The 25,661-nt window shown below is 62.4% G+C and carries 24 protein-coding genes, 1 pseudogene and 1 riboswitch; of the genes and pseudogenes, 12 read left to right on the top strand and 13 right to left on the bottom strand.

Going from position 1 to position 25,661, the window contains the following annotated elements; all coding sequences use genetic code 11:
- The first annotated feature begins 18 nt into the window (after positions 1–18).
- From VW35_RS17515 to VW35_RS17490, 6 genes are all read left to right on the top strand, one after another.
- Positions 19–372, top strand: a complete 354-nt coding sequence (locus VW35_RS17515) for a DUF983 domain-containing protein (RefSeq protein ID WP_046144360.1) — start codon at positions 19–21, stop codon at positions 370–372.
- Positions 369–1,133: an SURF1 family protein gene (locus VW35_RS17510; protein ID WP_052951839.1), complete on the top strand. Its 765-nt coding sequence runs from the start codon at positions 369–371 to the stop codon at positions 1,131–1,133. Before VW35_RS17515 ends, VW35_RS17510 begins: the two co-directional genes overlap by 4 nt.
- Before the next feature lie 71 nt (positions 1,134–1,204).
- Positions 1,205–2,599, top strand: a complete 1,395-nt coding sequence (gene thrC, locus VW35_RS17505) for a threonine synthase (RefSeq protein ID WP_046144359.1) — start codon at positions 1,205–1,207, stop codon at positions 2,597–2,599.
- Positions 2,600–2,659: 60 nt separating this feature from the next.
- Positions 2,660–3,922, top strand: a complete 1,263-nt coding sequence (locus VW35_RS17500) for a M16 family metallopeptidase (RefSeq protein WP_046144358.1) — start codon at positions 2,660–2,662, stop codon at positions 3,920–3,922.
- A gap of 3 nt (positions 3,923–3,925) precedes the next feature.
- The gene (locus VW35_RS17495) at positions 3,926–4,543 is read left to right on the top strand and encodes a GNAT family N-acetyltransferase (protein WP_046144357.1); all 618 of its coding nucleotides are present in this window, start codon (positions 3,926–3,928) and stop codon (positions 4,541–4,543) included.
- 255 nt (positions 4,544–4,798) lie between these two features.
- A complete protein-coding gene (locus VW35_RS17490; RefSeq protein ID WP_046144356.1) occupies positions 4,799–7,672 on the top strand; it encodes an EAL domain-containing protein in 2,874 nt (957 codons plus the stop codon).
- Between the two features lie 122 nt (positions 7,673–7,794).
- Here the strand turns inward: VW35_RS17490 and VW35_RS17485 are convergent, their stop codons facing one another.
- The gene (locus VW35_RS17485) at positions 7,795–8,370 is read right to left on the bottom strand and encodes a YqgE/AlgH family protein (protein WP_046144355.1); all 576 of its coding nucleotides are present in this window, start codon (positions 8,368–8,370) and stop codon (positions 7,795–7,797) included.
- Positions 8,371–8,500: 130 nt separating this feature from the next.
- On the opposite strand from VW35_RS17485, the gene VW35_RS17480 reads away from it, so the two are divergent.
- From VW35_RS17480 to VW35_RS17470, 3 genes are all read left to right on the top strand, one after another.
- Positions 8,501–9,319 carry a protein-disulfide reductase DsbD domain-containing protein gene (locus VW35_RS17480; protein ID WP_046144354.1) on the top strand — a complete coding sequence of 273 codons (819 nt, stop codon included), beginning with the start codon at positions 8,501–8,503 and terminating at the stop codon, positions 9,317–9,319.
- An 88-nt stretch (positions 9,320–9,407) separates the two neighbouring features.
- Positions 9,408–9,902, top strand: coding sequence for a peroxiredoxin (locus tag VW35_RS17475; protein WP_046144561.1), 495 nt, complete (start codon positions 9,408–9,410; stop codon positions 9,900–9,902).
- Between the two features lie 18 nt (positions 9,903–9,920).
- Entirely contained in the window at positions 9,921–10,499 is a 579-nt protein-coding gene (locus VW35_RS17470; RefSeq protein WP_046144353.1) for a hypothetical protein, read from the top strand.
- Between the two features lie 243 nt (positions 10,500–10,742).
- Here the strand turns inward: VW35_RS17470 and gcvPB are convergent, their stop codons facing one another.
- The 12 genes from gcvPB to VW35_RS17410 all read right to left on the bottom strand — a co-directional run bounded on the left by gcvPB (position 10,743) and on the right by VW35_RS17410 (position 23,740).
- Complete coding sequence (gene gcvPB / locus VW35_RS17465; RefSeq protein WP_046144352.1) at positions 10,743–12,290, bottom strand: aminomethyl-transferring glycine dehydrogenase subunit GcvPB; 1,548 nt, start codon at positions 12,288–12,290, stop codon at positions 10,743–10,745.
- Positions 12,287–13,642, bottom strand: coding sequence for an aminomethyl-transferring glycine dehydrogenase subunit GcvPA (gene gcvPA, locus VW35_RS17460; protein WP_046144351.1), 1,356 nt, complete (start codon positions 13,640–13,642; stop codon positions 12,287–12,289). The genes gcvPB and gcvPA overlap by 4 nt, the downstream gene beginning before the upstream one ends.
- Positions 13,643–13,644: 2 nt before the next feature.
- Complete coding sequence (gene gcvH / locus VW35_RS17455; protein WP_046144350.1) at positions 13,645–14,010, bottom strand: glycine cleavage system protein GcvH; 366 nt, start codon at positions 14,008–14,010, stop codon at positions 13,645–13,647.
- 10 nt (positions 14,011–14,020) lie between these two features.
- On the bottom strand, positions 14,021–15,184 hold the full coding sequence (gcvT, locus tag VW35_RS17450; protein WP_046144349.1) for a glycine cleavage system aminomethyltransferase GcvT: 1,164 nt from the start codon (positions 15,182–15,184) through the stop codon (positions 14,021–14,023).
- A gap of 150 nt (positions 15,185–15,334) precedes the next feature.
- Positions 15,335–15,426: riboswitch (glycine riboswitch) on the bottom strand.
- 280 nt (positions 15,427–15,706) lie between these two features.
- The gene (locus VW35_RS17445) at positions 15,707–16,192 is read right to left on the bottom strand and encodes a F0F1 ATP synthase subunit B family protein (protein WP_052951838.1); all 486 of its coding nucleotides are present in this window, start codon (positions 16,190–16,192) and stop codon (positions 15,707–15,709) included.
- A 6-nt stretch (positions 16,193–16,198) separates the two neighbouring features.
- A complete protein-coding gene (locus tag VW35_RS17440) occupies positions 16,199–16,855 on the bottom strand; it encodes a F0F1 ATP synthase subunit B (protein WP_161796947.1) in 657 nt (218 codons plus the stop codon).
- A 94-nt stretch (positions 16,856–16,949) separates the two neighbouring features.
- On the bottom strand, positions 16,950–17,177 hold the full coding sequence (locus tag VW35_RS17435; RefSeq protein WP_035087599.1) for a F0F1 ATP synthase subunit C: 228 nt from the start codon (positions 17,175–17,177) through the stop codon (positions 16,950–16,952).
- A 64-nt stretch (positions 17,178–17,241) separates the two neighbouring features.
- Entirely contained in the window at positions 17,242–18,015 is a 774-nt protein-coding gene (locus tag VW35_RS17430) for a F0F1 ATP synthase subunit A (RefSeq protein WP_280136770.1), read from the bottom strand.
- 21 nt (positions 18,016–18,036) lie between these two features.
- On the bottom strand, positions 18,037–18,408 hold the full coding sequence (locus VW35_RS17425) for an AtpZ/AtpI family protein (RefSeq protein WP_046144347.1): 372 nt from the start codon (positions 18,406–18,408) through the stop codon (positions 18,037–18,039).
- A 302-nt stretch (positions 18,409–18,710) separates the two neighbouring features.
- Entirely contained in the window at positions 18,711–22,166 is a 3,456-nt protein-coding gene (locus VW35_RS17420) for an AAA family ATPase (protein ID WP_046144346.1), read from the bottom strand.
- Positions 22,167–22,223: 57 nt separating this feature from the next.
- Positions 22,224–23,063, bottom strand: coding sequence for a thioredoxin domain-containing protein (locus VW35_RS17415; RefSeq protein WP_052951837.1), 840 nt, complete (start codon positions 23,061–23,063; stop codon positions 22,224–22,226).
- 89 nt (positions 23,064–23,152) lie between these two features.
- Complete coding sequence (locus VW35_RS17410; protein ID WP_152662651.1) at positions 23,153–23,740, bottom strand: DUF721 domain-containing protein; 588 nt, start codon at positions 23,738–23,740, stop codon at positions 23,153–23,155.
- A 143-nt stretch (positions 23,741–23,883) separates the two neighbouring features.
- Between VW35_RS17410 and VW35_RS17405 the strand changes: the two genes are divergently transcribed.
- From VW35_RS17405 to VW35_RS17395, 3 genes and pseudogenes are all read left to right on the top strand, one after another.
- On the top strand, positions 23,884–24,936 hold the full coding sequence (locus VW35_RS17405) for an A/G-specific adenine glycosylase (RefSeq protein WP_046144344.1): 1,053 nt from the start codon (positions 23,884–23,886) through the stop codon (positions 24,934–24,936).
- 69 nt (positions 24,937–25,005) lie between these two features.
- Positions 25,006–25,236 (top strand): annotated as a pseudogene (locus VW35_RS17400) (AbrB/MazE/SpoVT family DNA-binding domain-containing protein).
- Positions 25,233–25,649, top strand: a complete 417-nt coding sequence (locus VW35_RS17395; protein ID WP_046144343.1) for a type II toxin-antitoxin system VapC family toxin — start codon at positions 25,233–25,235, stop codon at positions 25,647–25,649. Before VW35_RS17400 ends, VW35_RS17395 begins: the two are co-directional and overlap by 4 nt.
- Positions 25,650–25,661: the final 12 nt, after the last annotated feature.

The following is a 25,661-nucleotide window of genomic DNA, read 5'->3' as shown; positions in this document are numbered from 1 at the left end:
CGCTTCTGACGAGACCTGATGCTCCAGCCCCACCCGATCCTGACTGGCCTTCTCGGCCGCTGCCCGCGATGCGGCAAGGGCAGGCTGTTTTCCGGCTACCTGAAACTGGCACCGGCCTGCGATATGTGCGGCCTCGATTTCAGCTTTGCCGATAGCGGCGATGGTCCAGCGGTGTTCGTGATTTTTCTCGTGGCGCCAATCGTCGTGATCCTCGCGATGGTCGTCGGCGCCATCTATCCGATCGCGCCCTGGATGCATCTGGTGCTCTGGATCCCGGTAACCATCGGGCTTAGCCTCGCGCTCCTGCCGCCTTTCAAGGGCGTGCTCGTCAATCTTCAATATCGCCACGATGCGCATGAGGGCCATCAATGAACCTGCGCGCTCTACGTTGGACAGATTGGGTCTTTGCGGTTCTGATGCTTGGGCTTGCCGGCGTCTGCTTTTATCTTGGCAATTGGCAGATGAGCCGCCTTGCCGAGAAGGAAGCGCTGATCGCAGCGGTCGATAGCCGGATCGATGCTGCCCCCATTCCTGTGCCCGCACCTTCTACTTGGGACAGCCTTAAAGTTGAGGACCTCGTCTATCAGCCTGTCGAACTAACCGGCACTTACCGATACACTCAGACAACGACGGTCTTCACGAGCCTCGCCGATCCGAAGGGGCCTCTGGGCGGGCCGGGATACTGGGTGATGACCCCGTTCGAACTGGTCGGCGGCGGCACGGTGTTCATCAATCGCGGCTTCGTGCCCCAGCAATATCAGGAGGTCGCAGCGGTCGGCGATCTTCATGGCGACGACCCGGGTCCGGTGACCATCACCGGGCTTTTCCGCGCGCCCGAATCTGCCGGCATGATGACGCCCGAGGCGGATATGTCGAACCGAATCGAATGGGTGCGCGACCCAAAGCGCCTCGCAGCCATGGTCGATCCCTCGCTGGCCCCGATCGCGCCGTTTTTCATCGATCTGCCGGCCGGCGCTGCCGGTGACCTGCCGCAATCGGGCGAGACCACGGTGAGTTTCCCTAACAACCATTTCGGCTACGCGCTGACCTGGTATGGCTTTGCCATTATCGCCATCGTCATGCTCGGCTTCTGGCTCTGGAGCCGCGGCAAGCGCTCAACGATCGAGCCATAGCGCGGCAAAACCTTGCGGCGGAGCGTCGCATTCACTAGGTTGCAACAATTCTAAAAGGGCTTTCCCTTCCGATGCAGTTTGTTTCGACGCGCGGCCAGGCGCCGGCGCTAGGTTTCTCCGATGCGGTACTGGCTGGTCTTGCAGCCGATGGTGGCCTTTATGTTCCCGCCTCCTGGCCGCAGCTGAGCCACGACGACATCGCCGCCTTCGCCGGAAAGCCTTATGCCGATGTCGCCTATGACATCATCTCGCGATTCACCGGCGACGAAATTCCGGCGGGCAAGCTGCGCGCCATTATCGACGCTGCCTATGCGAGCTTTCGCCACCCCTCGGTGACCCCGCTCGTCGAACTCGAAACCAATCACTTCGTGCTCGAACTGTTTCATGGTCCCACGCTTGCCTTCAAGGACGTGGCCATGCAGTTCCTCAGCCGCACCATGGACTACATCCTGACCGAACGCGGCCTCAGGGCTACCATTGTCGGGGCGACCTCTGGCGACACGGGCTCTGCCGCGATCGAAGCCTTCCGCGGCCGCGACACCACCGACATTTTCATTCTCCATCCGCTCGGGCGCACCTCCGAGGTGCAGCGCCGGCAGATGACGACCGTGTTGGACGCCAACGTCCACAATATTGCGCTCGAGGGCACGTTCGACGATTGCCAGGACGCGGTAAAGGCGATGTTCAATCACCACGCCTTCCGCGACTCCGTGCGCCTTTCCGGGGTCAATTCGATCAACTGGGGGCGCATCGTCGCGCAGATCGTTTATTACTTCACCGCCGCCGTGTCGCTCGGCGCGCCGCATCGCGCGGTGAGCTTTACTGTGCCGACGGGCAATTTCGGCGACATTTTTGCCGGTTATTGCGCCAAGCGTATGGGTCTGCCGATCGACCGGCTGGTTATCGCGACCAACGCCAATGATATCCTCCGGCGCACGATAGATACCGGCCGCTACGAGGTGACCGGCGTCGCCCCCACCATCAGCCCGTCGATGGATATCCAGATTTCGTCCAATTTCGAACGGCTGCTCTTCGAAAGCGCCGGCCGCGACGCTGAGGCTGTCACGAGGATGATGGCCGCGTTGAAGCAATCGCGCGGCTTCGATCTGCCGGATGCGTCGATTGCCGCCATTCGCGCCGAATTTGCCGCCGGTACGTCCGACGAAGCGGCAACCGCTAAAACCATTGCCGACACTTGGGCAAGATCGTCCTATCTGCTCGATCCGCACACGGCGGTCGGCGTCAGCGTAGCGCGCGGCCTCGGCTCTGGTCCGACGCCGATGATCACGCTGGCTACAGCGCATCCGGCGAAGTTTCCAGCAGCCGTCAAGGCAGCGAGCGGGGTCGATCCGGCCCTGCCGGCCTGGCTCGAAGATCTTTATCAGCGGCCCGAGCGGGTCGATATCTTGTCCAACGACCAGAAGGTCGTGGAAGACTTTATCGGGACGCGCAGCCGCGCGGCCTGACCGAACAATCGGGCCCGGCGGCAGAGGCATAAGCCCGCCCGCTGGCTCAGGAGGATGAGTGTGACGGTACAAACGACGACTCTCGACAACGGCATGGTGGTGCTGACCGACGACATGCCGCACCTCGAGAGTGCTTCGATCGGCGTGTGGGTGAAAGCCGGCGCGCGATCCGAGCGAAAGGCGGAACACGGCATTTCCCATCTTCTCGAGCACATGGCGTTCAAGGGCACAAAGACCCGCACTGCCCTCGAGATCGCCGAGGCGATCGAGAATGTGGGTGGCGATCTCAATGCCGCGACATCCATCGAGCACACGGGATATTTTGCCCGCGTGCTCAAGGACGACGTCAACCTGGCCGCCGATATTCTCTCGGACATCCTGCAGAATTCCGTTTTCGACGAAGGCGAGATGACCCGCGAGCAGCAGGTTATCGTTCAGGAAATCGGCGCCGCGCGCGACAATCCCGACGACCACGTCTTCGACCTTTTCCAGCAGGCTGCCTATCCGAGCCAGCCCATCGGCCGCACCATTCTCGGCACCGTCGATTCGGTCCGCGAGTTTTCGCCCGAGATGGTCCGCAAATATATGCGCCGGAACTATGTGGGCGACCATATGGTCATCGCAGCGGCCGGCAATGTCGACCATGACAGCCTCGTCGAAGTGGCGCGGGACAGGTTTGCCGATCTTGCTCCGAGTGGCGCACCGGCGCCGCAACGCGCCGAATATCAGGGCGGCGAAGAGCGGCTGATTTCGGACCACGAACAGGCCCATATCGTCCTCGGCTTCGAAGGCCGCGCCTATAACTCGGATGGGTTTTACGCCGCGCAGGTGCTCGCCTCCATTCTTGGTGGTGGCATGAGTTCGCGCCTCTTTCAGGAAGTGCGGGAAAAGCGCGGCCTCTGCTATTCGGTCTATGCCTTTCACTGGGCGTTTGCCGATAGCGGCGTGTTCGGCGTTGCTGCCGCAACCGGCGAAGACGAGGTCGGCGAACTCGTGCCCGTCGTTCTCGACGAGCTGAAGCGTGCCGCCCAGACCATTTCCGACGATGAAGTGGTGCGCGTCCGCAACCAGATTCGCGCCGGGCTTCTCATGTCGCTCGAAAGCCCTTCGGCACGCGCCGGTCAGCTGGCCCGCCAGCAGATACTCTGGGGCCGTCCGATCCCGATGGCCGAGACGGTCGAGCGCATCAACCGCATCACCGCCCAGCGCGTGAGGGACGTGGCCGAACAGATCTTCACCCAGGCCACGCCGACGCTGGCCGGCATTGGCCCGATCAGCGGCCTGGCCGATGTCGAAAGCATCGGTGAGACGCTCAAGCGCTGAACCATGTTCTGGCCCTGGTCGACGCCGCAGCAGTTGATCCACCTGCGGGGGCAAAGCGTGTTTTTGCGCCTGCCGCAGATGCGCGACTATCAGGCCTGGTATCAGCTCCGCCGTTCGAGCCAAGAGTTCTTAAAACCCTTCGAACCGCGATGGACCGAGGCCGACCTCAGCCGTCGCGTCTTCGCCATGCGCGTCAAGCGCGCACGGCTCGAAGCGGAGCAGGGCTCTGACTACACCTTCTTTGTCTTTCTCGACGACGGCACGGAAACCCTGGTCGGCGGCATCACGCTCTCCAATGTGCGCCGGCGCGCTGCTCAGTTCGTAAGCCTCGGCTACTGGATGGGAAAGTCCTTTGCCGGGCGTGGGCTGATGTCGGAAGCCGTCGGCGTCGCACTCGGCTTCGTCTTCGAGACCCTTGATCTTCACCGGGTTCACGCCGCTTTCCTGCCGCACAACATCGCCTCACGCCGGGTGCTCGAAAAGAATGGCTTCGTCGAAGAGGGCTTCGCCGAGCGCTATCTGCAGATCGACGGACGCTGGGAAGACCACGTGCTGATGGGCCTGACCCGCGAGCGCTGGGACAGCCTGCGTCTGGCGCCAAGTCGCCATCGGGTGGCTTGAAACCTCGGCAGCTTTGCGCTGCTTCGTCGAGGGGAGTAGTGCGGCGCTGGTGGATGCCAAGAAACCGCGACAAAGGCGGGCATCCGCATCGCTAAAACCCTGTTGGACGCCACGCTGACTTGCCGCACGCGTCAATCTCTCGTACCAAGGGCATGCCCCTTCGGAGGTTGCCAACGATATTGGCTCGTCCGCCTGGCTTTCGAACAGGCCGACTGCCGCCACAATGAAGCCTTGTGTGGGAATTAGCTGCTTTTGATGCGTCCCTTTTTTGCTCTCGCAATCTTTCTTGCGTTCGCGCTGTTGCAGCCCGTAAAGGCCTTTGAAGTCATTTCCGTCCCCGAGGACGTAAATGCCGTCAATCTCTCCGACGTTGTCGAAATCGTCCCGGGCACCGATGGGCGCGTGCAGCTTTCGACTGCGCCCGACGCCGATGGCATCATCAGGCGCATCGAGGTTCTGGCGAGCGAGCAGGGGACCAATCCCTCCTTTGCGCTCTTTGCCCTGCGCAACGATTCCGACCAGCAGATCGAGCGTTTGCTCGTTGCGCCATTCTACCGCCTGCCGGGGTCCGGCGTCTTCCAGCCCGACCTTGGCGATGCGCGCATCAGCGCGGTGACGCCCAGCGCCGGTATCCGTCCGGTCCAGCTTGCCGATCCCGAAGCCGACGTCTTCGAGGTCACCCTCGACCCCGGTTCGACCGTGACGCTGGTTGCCGAACTCACCTCCGGCCAATTGCCCGAGCTTTATCTCTGGCAACCCAATGCCTATCGCGACTACATCAACTCGTTCACGCTCTTCCGCGGCGTGGTGCTTGGCGTCGCCTCGCTTGCCGCGGTCTTCCTCACCATCATGTTTGTCGTCAAGGGCCGGGGTGTTTTCCCTGCCACGGCAGCCTTTGCTTGGGCGGTGCTAGCTTATCTCCTTATCGACTTCGGCATTTTGGGGCGCCTTTTCGGCATTTCCGCCGGAGGGTTGCAGCCGCTTCGCGCTGCTGCCGAAGCGGGCATTGCGACAACGCTTGCCGGGTTTCTCTTCATCTATTTGAACCTCCATCGCTGGCACTTGCGCTTTATCCATCTCGCGCTCGGGCTTTCGGCGCTGTTCCTTGCCCTCTTTGCCTTCGCTTTCTTCCAGCCCGAGATCGCTGCGACCATTTCGCGGCTGGTTCTGGCGCTTCTTGGCCTTTCAGGCTTCTTCCTGATCCTCCTGCTAGCGCTTCGCGGCTACGATCGCGCCGTGCTCCTGGTGCCGACCTGGATTATCTTCATCGCCTGGCTCTTTTATTCCTGGCTGGTGATTTCGGGGCAGGTGAGCAACGACGTGGCGCAGCCGGCCGTCGGCGGCGGGCTCGTGCTCGTCGTCATGCTGCTAGGCTTCACGGCGGTGCAACACGCCTTTTCGGAAGGCCAGGTGACGATCGGCACGCTGAGCGAGGTCGAACGCCGGGCGCTGGCCCTGACCGGTTCAGGCGACTTCGTCTTCGACTGGAACATCGACCGCGACCGCGTGACCGTCAGCGATGAGCTCTCGACCCGTCTCGGGGAAAAACGCGGCGCGCTTCGCGGGGCCATCAAGCGCTGGCTCGATCGCGTCCATCCCGACGATCGGGATCGCTTTCGCACCGCGTTCGACACGCTTGTCGAATTGCGGCGCGGCAAGGTGTCGGCCGATATGCGCATTGCGGGCCATGACGGCAATTACCGCACCTTCCGCATGCGCGTAAAACCCGTGCTTGGCGGCGATGGGCAGGTCAACCGCATCGTCGGCACGCTGCAGGACGTCACCGAGGATCGTGCCGCGCGTGAGCGCCTGCTCCACGATGCCGTTCACGACAGCCTGACCGGCCTTCCCAATCGTCAGCTTTTCCTCGACCGTCTCGAGCGCGCCCTGACGCGCGCGCGGACGCCGGGCGGGGCCAAGCCGGCTGTGTTTCTCATAGACATCGACCGCTTCATGGAGCTCGAAGAGCGTATCGGCCATTCGGCCGGCGATTCCGTGCTTCTCGCCATTTCGCGCCGCATCGCGCGCGTCATGCGCCCGCTTGATACGGTGGCCCGCATTGCCGGAGATCAGTTTGCGGTGATCCTTGCGTCCGAGCAGGCTGCCGGCAAGATCGCCGAGGGCGCCGAGCAGATCCGCAAGGCGCTCAAGGCCCCGTTCAATTTCGGCGACCGCGATCTCACCATTTCCGCGTCCATCGGCGTCACGATCTATGACGGCAATCCTGCGAGCGCCGAGGATGTGCTGCGCGACGCCGAACTGGCCATGTATTACGCCAAGCGCCTCGGCGGCGATCGCATCGAAGCCTATCGCGCCTCTGCACGCTCCATCGCGACCTATAATCGCGCCAGCGAAGAAGATCTCGAACGCGGCATGCGCCAGGGCGAGCTGCACGTGCAGTATCAGCCCGTGATGAACGTCGTTTCCGGCCAGATCGTCGGCGCCGAAGCCTTGATGCGCTGGAACCATCCGACACGCGGCGTCGTCAATCCCGATGAGTTCGTGCCGCTCGCCGAGCGCTCCGGCCAGATCGAAAAGCTCGGCCGTCTTGCCTTCGAGCAGGCTGCCGCCCAGGCACGGGATTGGATGAGCACGATCGGTGTCGCCGAAGATTTCTTCATCTCGGTCAATCTTTCGCCGACCCAGCTCGCCACCGAAACGCTTCTTGGCGACATGCGCAATCTCGTCGCGCAGGACCGGACGCTGGCGCGCCATCTCAAGCTGGAAATCACCGAGGGGCAGGTGATGAGCAATCCCGAGCATTCAGCCTATATGCTCGAAGCTCTGCGCAGCCTTGGTCTTGGACTGGCGCTCGACGATTTCGGCACCGGCCACTCGTCGCTGAGCTATCTTCACCGCTTTCCGTTCGACACCATCAAGATCCCGTCGGCCTTTGTGAAAATGGGCACCGAGACCGGTATTCCTCATACGCAAGCGCCGATCATTCGCGCCATTGTCGGCATGGCGGAGGATCTCGATCTGATGGTGATCGCAGAGGGCGTCGAAACGCTCGACGAAATCGAGCGCCTGCGCCAGCTCAACTGCCGCTTTGCCCAGGGCTTTGCCTTTGGTGCCGCGATGACGGGTTCGGAAATGGCCAAAAAGCTGATCGCGCAGGCTGGGCGATAAGCGCCGCCAGCTCCCACAAACTCCAGGTTAACCCGCCAAAGTGGGCGCCTCTGCTGGCGACGCTGCAAGTGAAATTCCCGCGTTCGCGGAAATGACATGGTGATGGCAAGAATGCCTCGGCCCTAAGCGTGCCCGGCGTCGGTGCTGAGCGTGGCTCGCGTGATGTGAAGGCTTTCAAGCGCCTTCTGGTAGCGTTCTTCGACCGGTGTGTCGAACAAGAGCTTGGAATTGAACGGCACGGTCAGCCAGCCGTTTTCGCCGATTTCGTGCTCCAATTGCCCCGGGCTCCAGCCACAACAGCCGAGCGCAAAAAACGACGCTTTGGGCGCAGGGCCAAAGGCCATGGCGCGCAAGACGTCGAGCGTTGCGGTCAGCCCGATTTCCTCGGTCACCTTATAGGTGTTGCCGCTATGGTAGTCGGCCGTATGAAGGACGAAACCGCGCCCACGCTCGACCGGCCCGCCGCGCATGACGATCCGGTCGCGGATGCGGTCTGGCAGGCGGATCACAGCATCGGGATCGCCAAGATCGAGTTCATCGAGAATGTCGGCAAATTTGAGCGATCCCAGCTCCTGGTTGACGACGAGCCCCATGGCGCCTTCGTCCCCATGGCCCACGAGCAGAATGACGCTTTCGGCGAAGCGCTCATCCTCCATACCGGGCATGGCCACCAAAAACTGTCCTTCGAGAGAATTCATATCGTAAGTTTATTGACTGTTGGCGCTGATGCCAAGCCAATGTCGCCCGGCGCGCCAGCGTTCCACCATCACGAAGGACTGATGGTGCGTCAGCTATTCCTTCACCCTTGCCTGCGTTAATGGCTTGCCCATGCGAATTCCGATCCTTGCACTCGCCGCCGCTCTGCTTCTGCCTGCCGCTATCCAGGCGGGCGAAACGCTATGGCAGGAGGTTGTGCCGGGGGTGCAGTTGCGGCTCGTCAGCACCGGCGAGGTCAAGCCCGATGGCACGACGCTCTTCGGCCTCGAGATCAAGATGCCGCCGACGACCAAAACCTACTGGCATGTGCCTGGGGAAACCGGATTTCCGGCCGAACTCGATCTTGCAGGCTCCAAGGGCGTCGCCTCGGCAGAGATCGTTTGGCCCCACCCGGCGATCGATGTCAGCACGGGCTATCTCGATTACGCCTATTTCGGCGATACGCTGCTGCCCATCGCCGTCAAGGTCGACGACGCCTCGGGAGTAGCAAAGGTTTCCGCCCTTCTCGGTATCTGTTCCGATATCTGCCTGCCCGCCCAAGCCAGCTTCACTTTGCCGGTGCGCGATGCTGGACCCGATCGTCCCAATGGTCTTCGCATTCGGCAAGCGTTGGCGGAGGCGCCAATTCCCTGGGCCGGTGGCGCCGAGCCCCTTGGAAAGGTCGAATATCTCGAAGCGAAAAAGGCTTTGGCGGTGGAGGTCACCGATCCGAGCCTTGATGTTTCGAGCCTGATTGCCGTGACCGATAGCGGCGAACCGCTCTTCGGCATGCCGCAAAAAAGCCCGCAAGGCGATCTAGTGCTGCTTCCCATTCTGGCAAAAACCAAGAATATTGAGCTCAAAGGCCGGAATATTCAGCTCACATTCATGACCGGCATGGGAGCATTCGAACTTCGCCGGACCATCGAAAGTGACCTGGCGAGCAAGTAGTCTTCCGTTTCGCACTGGGCAGGACGGCGGAGGGCAGGTTTGGAATATGGCGGCTATGGCTGCCAATGGGCATGGGGCAATCCTGTTTATGATTGAACGTGGTGAAACGGTTCCGTCCGTCGGGATCAAGCTGGTCAATGCGTCCGGCGTCTCGGAAACCACCAGCGACGCCGTACTCGGCGCGGGCACGGTGGTTTTCTTCGCGGTGCCGGGTGCCTTTACGCCCACTTGCCATGTCAATCATCTGCCCGGCTTCCTCGCCAATGCCCATAAGCTGCGTGCCGCGGGTGTCGATCGCATCGTCTGCGCGTCGGTCAATGACGCGCATGTGATGAAAGCGTGGGCGGACGCCTCCAATGCCATCAATGACATCGAGTTCATCGCCGATGGCAATGCCGATCTGGCGCGGGCCCTGGGCCTGGCCAAGGACCTTTCCGCCAATGGCATGGGGACGCGCTTTTCCCGCTCCGCCATGATCGTCCGCGATGGCGTTGTGGCCGACGTTTTCGTCGAGGATGCGCCCGGCGTGAGTGCCAGCGGCGCCCCGGCGATACTGATGGCACTCGAAACTGCAAAAGTATAACAAAGGCAGGACCAGACCATGACCAAGCCGAACTTTTTCCGACTTGCCGCCCTGGCCGGCCTTGCCGTTTCGCTTTCCGCCTGCTCCATGGGCAGCATGTTTGGCAGCGGTACCAGCACCAATGCCAATCTCCAGAACGCGACAGCCGCGCCGGCTGCCGTGGCCCAGGCCCAGACCAACGCGCTGCCGGCCATCGCCACCGAGTGTCCGCCTATCAAGGTGCGTGTCGGCGGCGAGGCGATGTTCTACTATGGCAATGGCCGCACTGGCGACGCCAAGGCCCTGCAATATCAGGGCGTTATCGACGAAGTGACGCGCAATTGCGTCGTGTCCAACGGGCTGATCACGGTCAATATGGGCGCCTCAGGGCGTGTCCTTCTGGGGCCCGCCGGCAAGCAGACTTCCGTCAATGCTCCGATCCGCTTTGCCGTGGAGCGCGATGGCCAGGCGATCTTCTCGGAAAAATACACCATCCCCGTCGCCCTGACGCCGCCGGCACAATCGGCCGAATTCGTCAAGGTCGTCCAAAACGTCGCCATTCCCTATCTCGGCGGCGAGACGATCACGATCTGGGTTGGGTTTGATACAAGGGGCTGAGAACGGTCCCATAGGGCAAATCCCTCCAGTGGAGGGATTTGAGGCGATCAGGCCATAAGCGCCATGCGCGAATGGCAAGGCGCCGCACAATTCTCCCTCCGTCGTCATTGCCGTGCTTGTCCCGGCAATCCGTCTCGCCTCTGCATGAACCACCCGGACAAGCCCGGCGGTGACGACAGTGACCATCCCTGCTTGGTCGATTTGCATCTAGAAAGAAAAAGGCGGCCCCTCGGCCGCCTTTTCTTATTCCGCCGCCTGCGGCAGGTCCGCCGGCTTTTCCCACTTCAGCACCGGTTGCCGGGCTGCCCGTGTTTCGTCGAGGCGTCGACGAGGCGCCTTGACCGGAGCTGCGGTGAACCGGGCTGCATTGCCAGCCTTGGCGTCCGTCGCGAGTTCTGCCATCACGTCGCAGAAGCGATCGAGCGTTTGCTTGCTCTCGCTCTCCGTCGGCTCGACCAGCATGGCGCCATGGACAACCAGCGGGAAATACATGGTCATCGGGTGGAATCCCTCGTCGATCATTGCCTTGGCAAAATCGAGGGTCGTGACGCCGGTATCTTTGAGGAAGCTGTCGTCGAAGAGCGCTTCGTGCATGGTCGGATAATTGGGGAAGGGCACCGAGAAGATATGCTGCAGCCGCGCCTTGATATAGTTGGCATTAAGCACCGCATCCTGCGCTGCCTGAGCAAGGCCATCGCCACCGTGGCTGAGCATATAGGTCAGCGCGCGGACATACATGCCCATCTGCCCGTGGAAGGCCGTCACGCGGCAGAGGGCGTGCTCTTCGACATGTTCGACCAGTTCCAGCCCTTTCTCGCCCTTGCGCACGAAGGGGACCGGCGCGAAGGGCGCCAGCGCCTGCGAAAGCACGACGGGGCCCGCGCCCGGACCGCCGCCGCCGTGGGGCGTCGAAAAAGTCTTGTGAAGGTTGATATGCATGGCGTCGATGCCGAGATCGCCCGGACGGACGACACCCATGATGGCGTTGAAATTGGCGCCATCGCAGTAAAAGAAGGCGCCCGCATCGTGCACGGCTTGGGCAATCTCGATGACCTGCGGCTCGAAGAGGCCGCAGGTATTGGGATTGGTCAGCATGATGGCTGCGACTTCAGGCGAGAGGGCTGCCTTGACCGCTTCCACATCGACCGTGCCATCGGCCTTGGCGGGCACGGGTTTGACCGTGTAGCCGAGGAAGGCGGCGGTCGCCGGATTGGTGCCATGGGCGCTTTCTGGCACGAGGACCACCGTACGGTGGGCCTGCCCGGCGGCGTCCTGAGCGGCCTTGATCGCCATCATACCGAGAAGCTCGCCATGGGCACCGGCCTTGGGCGAAAGCGCCACGGCGGCGGTGTTGGTGAGGGTAAGGAGCCAGTGCGAAAGCTGGTTCATCAGCTCGAGCGCGCCTTGCACGGTCGAGACCGGCTGCAGCGGATGGATATCCGAGAAGCCCGGCAGGCGGGCCATTTTCTCGTTGAGGCGCGGATTGTGCTTCATGGTGCACGAGCCGAGCGGATACATGCCGCTGTCGATCGAATGGTTCATTCGGCTGAGGCGCACATAGTGGCGCATGGCTTCAGGCTCGGTGAGCCCCGCGAGATCGAGTTTGGTCTTGCGCTCGAAGCCGCCGAGGAAGCTGTCGTCGATCGTGACCTCGGGAAGATCGACGCCGGAATGCTCGGTGTCGCCGATTTCAAAGAGAAGTGGTTCATCGGGAATAAGCGCCGAGCCGGAGGCGGCGGTGCTGCCGCTGGTGCCGGTGCCGGTGGGGCGGCCTTGGGTGTTCATGCTCATTGCGCGTCCTCCTCAATGGCGGCGTGGAGGCACTCGGCCAGCATTTCAATATCGGCGTGGGTGGTCAGTTCGGTCGCCGCCAGCACGATCAAGTTCTCGACGTTAGGGTTGTACGGCTCGAGCCGGCTGACCGGGACGCCGGCCAAAACCCCAGCCTGCGCAAGCATTTCGACCACGGGAGCGGCCGGCACCGGCAGGCGGATGGTCATCTCGTTGAAGAAGCTCTTGTTGAGCAGTTCGACGCCGGGGACGGTGCCCAGCATGCGGGCGAGCTTGACCGCGTTGTGATGGTTGAGGCGGGCAAGGCGGGTGAAGCCGGCTTCGCCGAGGAGCGACATGTGGATCGAGAAAGCGAGGGCGCAGAGGCCGGAATTGGTGCAGATATTGCTCGTCGCCTTCTCGCGGCGAATGTGCTGCTCGCGGGTCGAGAGCGTCAGCACGAAGCCACGATTTCCGTCTGCATCAACGGTTTCGCCGCAGAGGCGGCCGGGCATCTGGCGGATGAATTCTTTTCGTGTCGCCATGAGGCCGAGATAGGGGCCGCCAAAGTTGAGGGCGTTGCCGATCGACTGGCCTTCGCAGACGACGATGTCGGCGCCAAGCGCGCCCGGGGCCTCGAGGAGGCCGAGGGAAACGACTTCGGTGATGACGACGATAAGCAAGGCGCCGTGCGCGTGCGCGGCATCGGCAGCAGCCTTGAGATCGCGAAGATGCCCATAGAAATCAGGGGTTTGGACGACAATGGCAGCGGTGTTGCCGTCGATCTGGCTGAGAATATCGCCTTGGCCCTCGGGGGAGGGGGAGAGGCAGACGAGGTCCGGATCGTCCTTGAGATAGGCTTTGACCACATCGCGATAATGCGGGTGGAGGCCGCCGGAAAGGACGATTTTGTTCTTTTTTGTCAGACGCTTGGCCATGAGCACGGCTTCTGCTGTGCCGGTCGAGCCATCGTAAAGCGAGGCGTTGGCGACATCCATGCCGGTGATCTTGGCGACCTGGGTCTGGAACTCGAACAGCATCTGCAGGGTGCCCTGCGAGATTTCCGGCTGATAGGGCGTGTAGGCCGTAAGCCATTCGGAACGCTGGATTAAATGGTCAACGGTAGCCGGCACGTGATGGCGATAAGCGCCCGCGCCAACAAAGAACGGACCATCGCCGGCGGCGTGATTTTTGGCGGCGAGCGCGCGCATATGGGTTTCGACGAGGAATTCCGGCTGATGGGCGGGAAGGCCGAGATCGAAGCTTTTGAGGGCGGATTTGGGGACGGCGGAGAAGAGCGCATCGACATCGGCGGCGCCGATGACGCCGAGCATTTCTGCGCGTTCGCTGGCGGAATGGGGAAGGTAGCGCATGATCAGAGGGTCAATTCCGCATAGCCGTCGGCATCGAGGAGCGTGTCGATTTCGCTGGTATCGGCGATTTCGATCTTGAACATCCAGCCGGCATTTTCGGGATCTGTGTTCACCAAACCGGGTTCGTTTGTTAGCATTCCGTTAACCTCGACGATCGTTCCGGTTACTGGCGCGTAGATTTCGGAGGCGGCCTTGACGGATTCGACGACCGCGGCTTCCTCACCCTTCTTGAGAGCCTTGCCGACGGCGGGCAGTTCGACAAAGACGATGTCCCCGAGCTGCTCCTGCGCATAGGGCGTAATGCCGACAATGCCGGTCGAACCCTCGACGCGGATGTATTCGTGGTCGGGCGTGAACTTGGTGGTCATGGCGGGGGCCTCAGATCGATTTGCGGAAATAGCGGTGGGGAACGAAGGGGGTCTGCACGACCTCGGCCGGCTGGGCGCGGCCACGGACGGAGACCTGGAGTTTTGTGCCTGGTGTCGTAAGGGCGGGGGGCACGAAGCCGAGGGCGATGGCCTTGCCCAGAGATGGGGCGAAACCGCCACTGGTGACGGTGCCGACGACCGCCCCGGAGGCATCGAGGATTTCGGCGCCTTCGCGGGCTGGTGCGCCTTCGACGAGGAGACCGACGCGCTTGCGGGCCAGGTTTCCGTCGCGTTCGGTGAGAATGCGCTGTGCGCCAGGGAAGTCGGCTGCTTCGCGGCGGCGCTTGGAGACGGCAAAGCCGAGATCGGCTTCGATGGGGGAAATGGTTTCGTCGAGGTCGTGGCCATAAAGCGGCAGGCCGGCCTCGAGGCGGAGGCTATCGCGGGCGCCGAGGCCGATGGGTTTGACCCGCGGGTCGGCGATGAGTGTATCCCAGAGGTTTTGGGCCTCTGCGGCTTTGACGAGGATTTCAAAACCGTCTTCACCGGTATAGCCGGAGCGGGAGACAAGGAGGGTGCTGCCACTCCAAGCAAAGGCGCCATAGGTCATGAAGCCGAGATCGGCGGCGCCGGAGACGAGGGCGGCGATGACGTTGACGGCCTCTGGGCCCTGAAGCGCGAGCAGCGCGTGATCTTCGTCAGCGCGCCTCAGCGCGGCTTTATCGCCAGCGGCCTTTGCGATCTGGGCAAAGTCGGCTTCCTTGGTGCCGGCATTCACGACGATATAGAGGCCACCGTCAGCAAGAGGAGAACGCGCGATCATCAGGTCGTCGAGCGTGCCGCCGGTTTCGTTGAGGAGCAACGAGTAGCGGATCTGGCCGGGTTTCAGGGCGGCTATGTCCCCGCAGATCAGGGGCTCGATAATGGCGGAGAGGGCGGCATGATCGGCCGCGGGGTCGCCGCTGGGCGCATTAAGCTCAAGAAAGCTCGGGCCCATATGGCTCACGTCGAAAAGGCCTGCATGCTCGCGCGTCCACTTGTGCTCTGTCATGATGCCGGTGGCATATTGGACGGGGAGCGCATAGCCACCGAAGGGCACGATGCGGCCGCCGGCGGCAACGTGGGATGCGTAGAGCGGGGTCTGCTTGAGGTCTTGGGTCGAGGCTTCGGCCATGGGCACTCTCGGGTTGGAAGCGACACGTCAAGGCTCCGCCGGTGAAAGCGGAAATGCGTGCCCCCTCTGTCCTTGCCCTGAGAGATTTCCCGGCTGAGCGCCGGTTGCTCCTTCGGAGAGGCCCAAGCGAGCCTGCTTTCCAGAGTGTTTGACCTGACTGCGGTCCCTTTTGCCTGAGAGTTTCCGGGGCGGTTGCTCCTTCGGCGCTGGCGTTTTCAGCCAGTCTCTCCCGCAGTCACCGGCACCATGGGGGAGTTTTGCGGTGGCGTCAACGGCAGGCGCGAGGATGTGCACGGAAGGCGTGGGTGCTAACGCTGCAGAAAGGCCAACGACGCTTGGGTCCACCGTCCACCGCCGGGCTCGTCCCGGTGGTCCATGCCCTTGGCAAGATGGATTGCCGGGACGGGCCCGGTGGTGGACGGCGGCGGGGAGGGCGGCGTGACGACAGGCCAGCCGCCTAGAGGACAAACAAAAAGGCGGACCCGAGGGCCCGCCTTTCAAACTGCAAAAAGTTCAAAAAAATCAGTTCAGGCGACCGGCGACGTCGGCGATGGCCTTGTCGATGACATGGCCGCCCTTGACGTTCATTTCGTCGGTAAGGACGAGGCGGGCGGCTTCGACGGCGAGGTCGGCCGAGCGAGCGCGGACTTCGCCGATGGCCTGCGCTTCGGCCTGGGCGATCTTGTCTTCGACGGCCTTGGTGCGGCGGGTCACGAGATCTGCCAGCGAGGCCTGGGCTTCTGCGGTCAGACGGGTCGCTTCTTCCTGTGCGGCAGCGATGATGCCCTGGGCTTCGCTTTCAGCGGCGATGCGCTTCTGCTCATATTCGACGAGCAGGGCAGCGGCTTCTTCGCGCAGCTTCTTGGCCTGAGCAAGTTCATCGGCGATCTTCTGGATCTGGCCGTCGAGCATTTTGCCCACGATGCGCGGGATGCCGAAGAACAGCGCCATGCCTAGGAAGATGACGAGCGCGACGAGGGCGTAGAACGAGTTATCCATCCATTCCATCTTCGCTTACTCCTTGCTTGCCTTGGCCACGGCAGCGCGGACGCTGTCGGCGGGAACATCGCCGATGATCTGGGCGACAACGGTTTGAGCCGTCTCGACCGCGATCTCGTCGACATGGGTCAGGGCATCGCGCTTGGTGGAAGCGATACGGGCTTCGGCTTCGCTCACCTTGGCGGCAAGATCAGCTTCGACCGCGCCGCGCTTGGCAGCGAGATCGGCCTGGATTGTTTCGCGGGTCTCGTTGGCAATGCCTTGCGCCTTGGCGCGGGCATTGGCGAGGGCCGACTCGTAAGCCGCAATCGCAGCGTCCGTCTTTTGACGGGAAGCATCGGCAGCAGCCAGATCGGCATCGACGATCGCCTTGCGGTTCTCGAGGATATTGCCGATGCGCGGCAGGGCCACCTTGCTCATCAGCAGATAGAGCACGCCGAAAGTGATGGCGAGCCAGAGAAGCTGGCTGGGAAAGGTCGCGGGGTCGAAGGGCGGGAAGACGCCTGAATCATGCTCGCCACCATGAGCTTGGGTGGTGGCATGGGTGTCAGCGGTCGGGTCATGACCCGTTGCGCCCGGCACTGGCTCGCCGTGGGTGGCATCGACGGCGTGGTCGAGGTTTTCCTCGGTCGGCGTCGTGGCCTCTTGGGCGTAAACTTGCGTTACCATCAGGTGAGGTCCCGTAAAATCCGGTCAACCGGCCGTGGCCGGACAAGAACGCGCAGCCGGGAATGCCCCGGCTGCGAAAGATCGTGGCTGGGCCGAATTAGGCGACGAACAGCAGGATCAGGGCAACCAGGAACGAGAAGATGCCCAGAGCTTCGGTCACGGCGAAGCCGAAGATCAGGTTCGAGAACTGGCTCGGGGCGGCAGACGGGTTGCGCAGGGCGCCCGAGAGGAAGTTGCCGAAGATGTTGGCCACGCCGATGGCAGCACCGGCCATACCGAAACAAGCAATACCGGCACCGATGAACTTTGCGGCTTCAGCTTCCATTTTTAAGTCCTTTCAAGCGACTTTTAGCGGGGGTTCTGGCGGAACAGCCCGCCGTGACTGGTGATTAGTGAGACGGGTGGATCGCGTCGTTGAGATACATGCAGGTCAGGACGGCGAAGACGTATGCCTGAACTGCACCGACGAGAAACTCGAGGCCAGTGAGCGCAATGGCCATGATCAGCGGCAGCGCCGAACCAAGAATGCCGAGGAAACCCAGCGAACTCATGGTGACGATGAAGCCGGTGAAGACTTTGAGCGTGATGTGACCGGCAAGGATATTGCCGAAGAGACGCACAGAGAGCGAGATCGGGCGGCTCATGAAGGAGATGAACTCGATAGGCGCCACGATGGGAAGGATATAGCCCGGCACGCCCGAGGGTACGAAGAGCTTAAGGAACTTCGGACCGTTCTTGACGAAGCCATAGATGACGACGGTCAGGAAGACCAGCATCGAAAGGGCGAAGGTGACGATGATGTGGCTGGTGACGGTGAAGAAATACGGCACCATGCCGAACATGTTGGCCACGAAGATGAAGGTGAAGAGCGAGAACACCAGCGGGAAGAACTTCATGCCCGCCGTGCCTGCTGCACTTCTGACCATATTGGCCACGAACCCATACAGGAGCTCGCTCACAAGCTGCGCACGGCCCGGAATGACGCTTTTGGCCGAGGTGGTGAGGATCAGATAGAGCGAAATCACCGCTACCGTCGCCACCATGAACAGGGACGAATTGGTGAAGGAGAAATTGAGGCCGCTGCCGGCCGTGCCATCACCACCGAGGTGAATGGGGATCATGTCCTCGATGACGAACTGGTGGATCGGATCAGTACCGGCCAAGATAGAGCCCTCTAAACGTCATCATTTTTCTGTTTCGTCTGTTCCGGCGGGCGGAACGGGCGAAGCGGCGTTCATTTGCGCCACCACACGGGTGACATTGAGTATTCCAGCGGCGAAGCCCACCAGGAACATGATGAGCAAGCCCCAGGGGCTGGTTCCCAGGCCAAGATCGATGAGGTAGCCGAAGCCTGTCCCCACCAGAATCGCGGCGATGAATTCGGTCCCGATGCGCATGCCGCGCGCCATCCCGCTCATCTGCCCAGGATCAGCCCCCGCGGATCTGTTGTCCTCGAGGTGCCGCTCCTGCTTGGCTGAAGCAATACGCGATGCAAGATCACGCGTCGCTTCGCTGGCATTTTCGGGCTGGCCCTGGTTTTTGGGCGGTTTTTCCATCCGCTTACTCCCCCTTGGCCTGCCTCTTCCCGGATTTATCCGGATGCCTTCTCAGGTCGGGCGCAACATAGTGGCGGCCCCAAAACGTGTCAAGGCGCGTAACGTTCTGGTAAGACATTGAATTTGCGAGATTTTTCTGGCAAATCGCCGGGTGCGGCATGCTGTCCACAGTTCAATTGTGGTGGAGTCGTGGCTGATGGGGAGATTCCCGGGAGGGGATTGATCAGTCTTAACTGGCACCGCGGTCATCATCCCACTCATAGTCGAAGTCATCGTCAGATGTCAGCGAGCGGGAAATCACACTAGACCACTTCGCGATAACTTTCCGCCGTCTGCAGATCCACCGACACCAGCTGGCTGACGCCGCGTTCGGCCATGGTGACGCCGAAGAGGCGGTCGACGCGGCTCATGGTAATGGGATTGTGCGTGATGACCATGAAGCGGGTATTGGTGCGCTGGCGCATGCTTTCAAGGAGATTGCAGAAGCGCTCGACATTGGCGTCGTCGAGGGGCGCGTCGACTTCGTCGAGGACGCAGATGGGCGCGGGGTTAGTGAGGAAGACGGCAAAGATCAGGCTCATGGCGGTCAGCGCCTGTTCGCCGCCGGAGAGGAGCGTCATGGTCTGCGGCTTCTTGCCAGGCGGGCGGGCGATGATTTCAAGGCCTGCTTCGAGCGGGTCGTCGCTTTCGACGAAGGTGAGCTCGGCCGTGCCGCCGCCGAAAAGGGTGGTGAAAAGCTCCTGGAAGAAGGCGTTTACTTTTTCAAAGGCCTCGGAGAGGCGGGCGCGGCCTTCGCGATTGAGGGCAGAAATGCCGCTGCGCAGTTTGGCAATGGCCTCGATGAGATCGTCGCGATCGGCGACCATGGTGTCGCGCTTTTCCTGAACCTCGGCGGCTTCCTTTTCGGCAGAAAGATTGACGCCACCAAGGCGCTCGCGCTCAGCTTTGAGGCGCTCAAGCTTTTGCTCGATGCTCGATTCCGGTGGGAGCGCCTGTTCGGGGCGAATGCCGGAGGCTTCGAGGGTTTTGCTGGCGGGGATGCCGAGGGTTTCTTCGATCTGGCGCTCGATCTGCTGGCGCTGGGCCATGGTGCCCTTGAGACGCTCTTCGATGCGGGTCAGCTCGATCCGGACTTCGGAAAGAGCATCAGCGGCGGTGCGGAGGCTTTTTTCGTGGTCGCGCCAGGCGGTTTGCGCTTTCGAGAAGCGGTCGCTGGCCTCCTGATAGTCGAGGGTGGCGTCGCTGATCTGGTCTTCGAGCTGGGCCTGGCGATTGGCGAAGCCATCGGGGGCGGTGTCGAGTTCGGCGAGCTGGGTGTTGATGGCGGCGATGCGCTGGTCGAGGGTCGCCAATTGCGACGAGGCGGCTTCGTGGCGGCGGCGCCAGGCAGCGCTGTCGCGGGCGATCTGGTCGAGCCGGGCGCGGCGCATGCGGGCGGCGTTTTCGAAAGAGCCGAGGCGGAGGCGGGCTTCGTCGGCTTTTTCGCGGAGGCGGGCGAGGTTGGCCTGCGCGGCGTCGAGCTGGGCGCTGTTGTCGGCTTCGTCGCCGAGGTCTTCTAGGGCGATCTCGGCCTCTTCGCGGATGGCGACAGCCTCTTCGAGGCTCGCGCGGAGGCGGGCTTCGGCTTCCTCGAGGGCGGAGTGGCGAGTGGCGATTTCGCCCTGGGCTTTTAGGGCGGTGTCGAGTTCGGCCTGGGCGACGCCGATGCCGTGCTGGGACTTGCGCCAGTCGTCGCGGCGGAGGCGCTCTTTCTGGCGGGCGAGGTCGAGCTTTTGGGTTTGGGCGTCGATATCGCGGCGATAGGCATTGCGCTCGGCCTTGGTGCGGAGGATTTCTTCGTCGAGTTCGGCGAGGCGATTGCGTTGGGCGAGGCGAAGGGCAGCGGCGGTCGGGGCATCGGCGGCAGCGACGAAGCCGTCCCAGCGCCACATGGCCCCGGCGAGCGTGACGAGACGCTGGCCGGGCCAGAGGGCGGGCATGAGGCCTTCGCCGTCGGCATCGCTGACAAGGCCGATCTGGTCAAGGCGGCGCTTTAGGAGCGGCGTACCGGTGACGTAGCGCGAAAGCGGTTCGGCGCCTTGGGGCAGGGGCGGATCGTCATAGCCTTCGATGGCGATGGACCAGTGGAGCGGCGCGCCGGCATCGGAAGAGGCATCGAGATCATCGCCGAGCGCGGCGCCAAGGGCGGTTTCGTAGCCGGGCTCGACCTTGAGTTCATCGACGATTGCCGGCCAGAGGCTGGCGCCGACATTGAGCATTTTTCCAAGCGTCGACGCTTCCGATTCGAGGCCGGCGAGGAAGGCATCGAGTTCGGCAAGGCGCGGGCGCATGTCGTCGAGTTGCGCCTGGGCGATGGCGGCGTCTTCCTCGGCGGTGAGGGCGGCCTCTTCGGCAGCTTCGGTGATGGCCTGCGCTTCGGCGAGACCGGAGCGGGCGGTGATGACGCGATCGTCGCTGTTGAGGCTCAGGGCCAGTTCGGATTTTTCGGCTTCGACCGTCGAAAGCTCGCGTTCGAGCCGGTCGAGGCGGATCTGGGCATCTTGCGCGGCGCGGAGGAATTGCGTGCGGCGGGCGCGGATCTGGGCGAGGGCGTCGGTGAGGCGGCGGACTTCGGCTTCGGCGGCAAGGGATGCGTCGCGGGCTTCGTCGGCGGCAAGGCGCGCGGTGTCGAGACCGGCCTCGGCTTCTTCTTCCTCGGCAGAAAGTTGGGCTTCTTCCTCGGCAAAGGCTGCGAGGCTTTCCTGGCTTTCCTCGACAAGGGCGCGTTCGTGCGCGCCGTCCTCGCCGATCTGGCGGAGACGCTCTTCGAGTTCGGCGCGGCGCTGGCTCATGCGGCGCGCTTCCTCGCTCAATTGCTCGTAGAGGATTTTGTAGCGCTGCAGGATGGCGCTGGTGACGGCTTCCTTTTCGCGGAGCGGCTGCAGGGCGGCCTCGGCTTCCTCGACGTTTTTTTGCGCCATGCGCTCGGCATGGGTGGCGTCGGCAAGTTTACGGATGAGAACGGCCTGAGCCGCTTCGCCATCTTTTTCGGCGACGCGGGTAGCGACCCAGCGGATGTGAAAGAGCGTGGCTTCGGCGCGGCGGATATCGCCGGAGAGACCACGATAACGGATGGCAAGGCGCGCCTGGCGTTTCAAGGTTTCGAGCTGGGTCTCGATCTGGGCGATGACGTCGTCGACGCGTTCGAGATTGGCTTCGGCCGCCTTGAGGCGCAATTCGGCTTCGTGCCGGCGCGAATGGAGGCCTGAAATGCCGGCGGCTTCTTCTAGGAGCGCGCGGCGAGCAGTGGGCTTGGCGGCGATCAGTTCGCCGATCTGGCCCTGCCGCACCATTGCGGGGGAGTGGGCGCCGGTCGAAGCATCGGCAAAGAGCAATTGCACGTCGCGGGCGCGCACTTCCTTGCCGTTGACGCGATAGACCGAGCCCTGTTCGCGTTCGATGCGGCGGGTGACTTCGAGAACATCGGCCGTGTTGAGCGCGGCGGGCGCGGTGCGGTCGATATTGTCGAGGACGAGGGTAACTTCGGCACTGTTGCGGCCGGGCCGATTGCCGGAGCCGGAAAAGATGACATCATCCATGCCCGAGGCGCGCATGGCTTTATAGGAGTTTTCGCCCATGACCCAGCGCATGGCTTCGACAAGGTTGGATTTGCCGCAGCCATTGGGGCCGACAATGCCGGTCAGCCCGGGTTCCATGACGAGCACTGTCTCGTCACAGAACGATTTGAAACCGTGGAGTTTGAGGCGGGTGAACTTCATGAGCTCACGCCATATAGCATAATCCCCGCCACTGAGGACGGGGATCTTGCAGAGGTGTTACTGAGCCGGGGTGACCGGCGTCATGGTATCGGCCGGGGCCATCGTGTCGGTCGGCGTGACGGGCGTTGCCGGTGCCGGCGTGGTAGTCGCGGGAGCCGGTGTGGCCGGTGTCATCGCATCGGTGGCCGGAGCAGCCGGGGTGGTTGCGGCTGGAGTTTCTGTGCTGGTGCCTGTCGTCGGCTTGAAATCGGCCGGGATCAGCGGGTCGATCTCGGCAGAGAGCTGTTCCAGCGTTTGCGCGCCCGAGAGCGTCTTGCCGTTGATGTAGAAGGTCGGCGTGCCCTGGAGGCCGAAATCGTTCAGCGCCTGGTCGCGCATCGCTTCCATGCCGGTGAAGAGATCCTGATTCGTCAGGGCCGCATCAAAGGTTTCCTTGGTGAAGCCAAGCTGGGTCGCGATGTTGAAGATCGCATCGCGCGGCGTCTGCGACACGCCCCATTCGCCCTGGGTGCGGAAATAGGTGGCGAGGACGTTTTCATAGTTCGTTTCGCCAGCAGCTTCAGCGAGCATGAAGATGGCGGCATCGAGGACGTTGCGCACGAAGGGGCGAACGACGAACTTTACCTTGCCAGTGTCGATGTAATCGGCCTTGAACTGGGCATAAGTATTGTTGTGGAATTCGGCGCAATGCGGGCAGGTCGGCGACGCATATTCGTACACCGTGACCGGTGCGTCGGCGGAGCCTTCGACCTTATCGGCGATATTACCGGCCGGAGCGGCAAGCTTGGCAGGATCGACCACATCGCCATCGGCTGCCTGGGCAGATCCGAGGCCGGTCAGGCTGAGTGCCGAAACGGCCGCACCAAGAACAAGGGTGTCACGGCGATTGAATTTCACGGGTTACGCTCCTGATTATTGTCTGCGCGACACTACACAAGGGTTTGATGTCGGCAAGTGGGCACGATTATCACTTGGGGGTGAACACTCTATCCGCCCTTTGGCTCCGATCTGCCGGAGAGCGCGAGGCCTAAGACCCGCAACGCTTCCCGCAGATCGTCATCTTCGACCTTTTCGATCGCAGCGCCGACCTTTGCAATTTCGCTCTGGCTCGGTTGACGATGTTTTTGCCGCTTGTCAGCTGAACCGGAAGTGAACGGTTCGGCCGAAAGGCGGATTTCGCTGACGAGGTGATAGCCAAAGTAGCGATTGACGGACTGGGCGATTTCCGGTGCGGCATGCTGGACAAAGAGCGCCTGCCCCGGACCGCAGCGCAGATAAAGCACGGCGCCCTCGTGGCCATGTCCGGTACTGCGCGGCCAGACCAGCTTGTCCGGCATGGTGGTCTGATCGTAAGGCGGCGGCGCGATCGCCCGCCAATGGGTGATGATGTCGCGGCTCGCAAAACCGCGCTTCTTGAGCACCGGATCGAGCGCTCCCGAAAGCACGTCAGCAACGCTGAGCGTCTTATTCCGGCGCTTGGGTTCGGGCGGTTCCTTTTCGGCCATGACGAGGAAGTAGCGAGTGAGGCGGATTGGGGCAAGGGGGGCGCTGCGGCGATGGGGTGTGAGGTTCACCCCCTCCCATCCTCCCCCATCGAAGTGGGAGGTGTTGGATTGAGTGCTTGGCTCGATTTGCCGAGCGCACAATCCGCACCCAGGAGAGGGCGAGGCAATCACCACACTTGCGGCTCATTGGCCCGGCCCTATATCCCTGCGCCATGCCCCTTATCGATCCCCACCCCATCAACGCCGCTGCTGTTCTCGCCTGGTATGATCGGCATGCGCGCGACCTGCCTTGGCGCGTTTCGCCGGCCGACCGGGCAAAGGGCGTCTCTCCCGATCCCTACAGGGTCTGGCTCAGCGAAGTGATGCTGCAGCAGACGACGGTGGCGGCCGTGCAGAAGTATTTTTTGCGCTTCACCCAGCTTTGGCCAACGGTTTTCGACCTCGCTGCCGCGCCCCTCGATGCGGTGCTGCGCGAATGGGCAGGGCTTGGCTACTATGCCCGGGCGCGGAACCTGCACGCTTGCGCGATTGCGGTGGTCGAGCGCCATAGCGGTATTTTTCCCAAGACATCGGAGGGGCTGCAAAGCCTGCCAGGCATCGGCGCCTATACGAGCGCGGCCATTGCGGCGATCTGCTTTGATGAACGCATCGCGGTGCTCGACGGCAATCTCGACCGGGTGCTGGCGCGATACTATAGGCTTGATGTGCCGGTACGCGACGCCAAGGACGAATTGCGGGCGGCGCTGCAGGCCAACGTGCCGGGGCGGGCGGGAGATTTTGCGCAGGCGATGATGGATCTGGGTGCAACAATCTGCGCGCCGCGGGTCGCCTCCTGCCTTATCTGTCCGCTCCAGCCTGACTGCCTCGGCACGCGAACGGGCGATCCAACGATGTTTCCGGTCAAGCCTGAGAGAGGCGAAAGGCCGGTGCGGCGAGGCCATGCCTTTGTCATGACGGATGCAGGCGGCGACGTTTACCTCCAATCGCGGCCAGGCAAGGGCCTGCTTGGTGGCATGACGGAAGTGCCGACCTCGGAGTGGGCAACCGACCTTTCCGAGGTCGCCTATCCCGTCGCCGGGAACTGGCGCCATCACGGGCAGGTGGTCCATATTTTCACCCACTTCCGGCTGGAGCTCGAAGTGTGGTCCTCCGAGGTGCCGGCGGATGGGCTTGCCAATGGCTGGTGGAGCCCGCGATCGGCGCTGAAAGGCGAAGCGCTGCCAACGCTTTTCAGGAAGGTTTTGGCGCAGGCGGGGCTGGATTGACGCCGTCCCGTTGGTTTTCCCGAGAATGAGTAATACCTGAAACTGTGAGAGGTATTACCGAGGTGGACCATGAGTACGACCGTGGCGGTCAAGGGGCAGGTTACCATCCCCAAATCCATCCGCGACCATTGAGGGATCGTGCCCGGCAGCCGGGTCGATATTCGCCGCACCAATGATGGGCAGATTGTCATCGAACCTGTGGGGGCAAAGCCTGAAAGAAAGTTCGCCCAGCTGCGCGGGCACGCTGGCGAAGGCATGGCCACCGAAGAGATCATGGCGCTGACGCGGGGCGAGCAGTGACGTTGGTCGATAGCAATGTCCTGCTCGATCTTGTTGCTGCCGATCCCCAATGGGCCGACTGGTCTATTGCCTCTCTCGAAGCGGCCAGATTGCGCGGCCCGCTCTTCATCACAGATGTCGTTTATGCCGAACTCGGCGTCCGCAATCAGCGCATCGAATTGCTGGACGAATTCGTCGCCAAGGCGGGTTTGGAATTGGTTGGCTTGCCAAGGCCAGCCCTATTCCTAGCCGGCAAAGCGTTCGCCGAATATCGCATGAAAGGGGGAACGCGCACCGGCGTGCTGCCCGATTTCCTTATTGGCGCCCATGCTGCCATGACGAAATTGCCGCTGCTGACGCGCAACGAAAGGCGATACCGGACTTACTTTCCAACGATTGAACTGATTTTACCGGTATCTGCCGGCCCCGGATGAAACCCACTGCTC

The sequence above is a fragment of the Devosia soli genome, from assembly GCF_000970455.1.
Taxonomy (GTDB): domain Bacteria; phylum Pseudomonadota; class Alphaproteobacteria; order Rhizobiales; family Devosiaceae; genus Devosia; species Devosia soli.
The sequence above is the reverse complement of the archived record's forward strand: the minus strand, read 5'-3'. Positions and strand labels throughout refer to the sequence as shown.

Bases quoted from the DNA above. Each gene is read 5' to 3' on its own strand.
- VW35_RS17515 (WP_046144360.1), top strand. From the start codon at position 19: ATGCTCCAGCCCCACCCGATCCTGACTGGCCTTCTCGGCCGCTGCCCG.
- VW35_RS17510 (WP_052951839.1), top strand. From the start codon at position 369: ATGAACCTGCGCGCTCTACGTTGGACAGATTGGGTCTTTGCGGTTCTG.
- thrC (WP_046144359.1), top strand. From the start codon at position 1,205: ATGCAGTTTGTTTCGACGCGCGGCCAGGCGCCGGCGCTAGGTTTCTCC.
- VW35_RS17495 (WP_046144357.1), top strand. From the start codon at position 3,926: ATGTTCTGGCCCTGGTCGACGCCGCAGCAGTTGATCCACCTGCGGGGG.
- VW35_RS17490 (WP_046144356.1), top strand. From the start codon at position 4,799: ATGCGTCCCTTTTTTGCTCTCGCAATCTTTCTTGCGTTCGCGCTGTTG.
- VW35_RS17485 (WP_046144355.1), bottom strand. From the start codon at position 8,370: ATGAATTCTCTCGAAGGACAGTTTTTGGTGGCCATGCCCGGTATGGAG.
- VW35_RS17480 (WP_046144354.1), top strand. From the start codon at position 8,501: ATGCGAATTCCGATCCTTGCACTCGCCGCCGCTCTGCTTCTGCCTGCC.
- VW35_RS17475 (WP_046144561.1), top strand. From the start codon at position 9,408: ATGATTGAACGTGGTGAAACGGTTCCGTCCGTCGGGATCAAGCTGGTC.
- VW35_RS17470 (WP_046144353.1), top strand. From the start codon at position 9,921: ATGACCAAGCCGAACTTTTTCCGACTTGCCGCCCTGGCCGGCCTTGCC.
- gcvPB (WP_046144352.1), bottom strand. From the start codon at position 12,290: ATGAGCATGAACACCCAAGGCCGCCCCACCGGCACCGGCACCAGCGGC.
- gcvPA (WP_046144351.1), bottom strand. From the start codon at position 13,642: ATGCGCTACCTTCCCCATTCCGCCAGCGAACGCGCAGAAATGCTCGGC.
- gcvH (WP_046144350.1), bottom strand. From the start codon at position 14,010: ATGACCACCAAGTTCACGCCCGACCACGAATACATCCGCGTCGAGGGT.
- gcvT (WP_046144349.1), bottom strand. From the start codon at position 15,184: ATGGCCGAAGCCTCGACCCAAGACCTCAAGCAGACCCCGCTCTACGCA.
- VW35_RS17445 (WP_052951838.1), bottom strand. From the start codon at position 16,192: ATGGAATGGATGGATAACTCGTTCTACGCCCTCGTCGCGCTCGTCATC.
- VW35_RS17435 (WP_035087599.1), bottom strand. From the start codon at position 17,177: ATGGAAGCTGAAGCCGCAAAGTTCATCGGTGCCGGTATTGCTTGTTTC.
- VW35_RS17425 (WP_046144347.1), bottom strand. From the start codon at position 18,408: ATGGAAAAACCGCCCAAAAACCAGGGCCAGCCCGAAAATGCCAGCGAA.
- VW35_RS17420 (WP_046144346.1), bottom strand. From the start codon at position 22,166: ATGAAGTTCACCCGCCTCAAACTCCACGGTTTCAAATCGTTCTGTGAC.
- VW35_RS17405 (WP_046144344.1), top strand. From the start codon at position 23,884: ATGCCCCTTATCGATCCCCACCCCATCAACGCCGCTGCTGTTCTCGCC.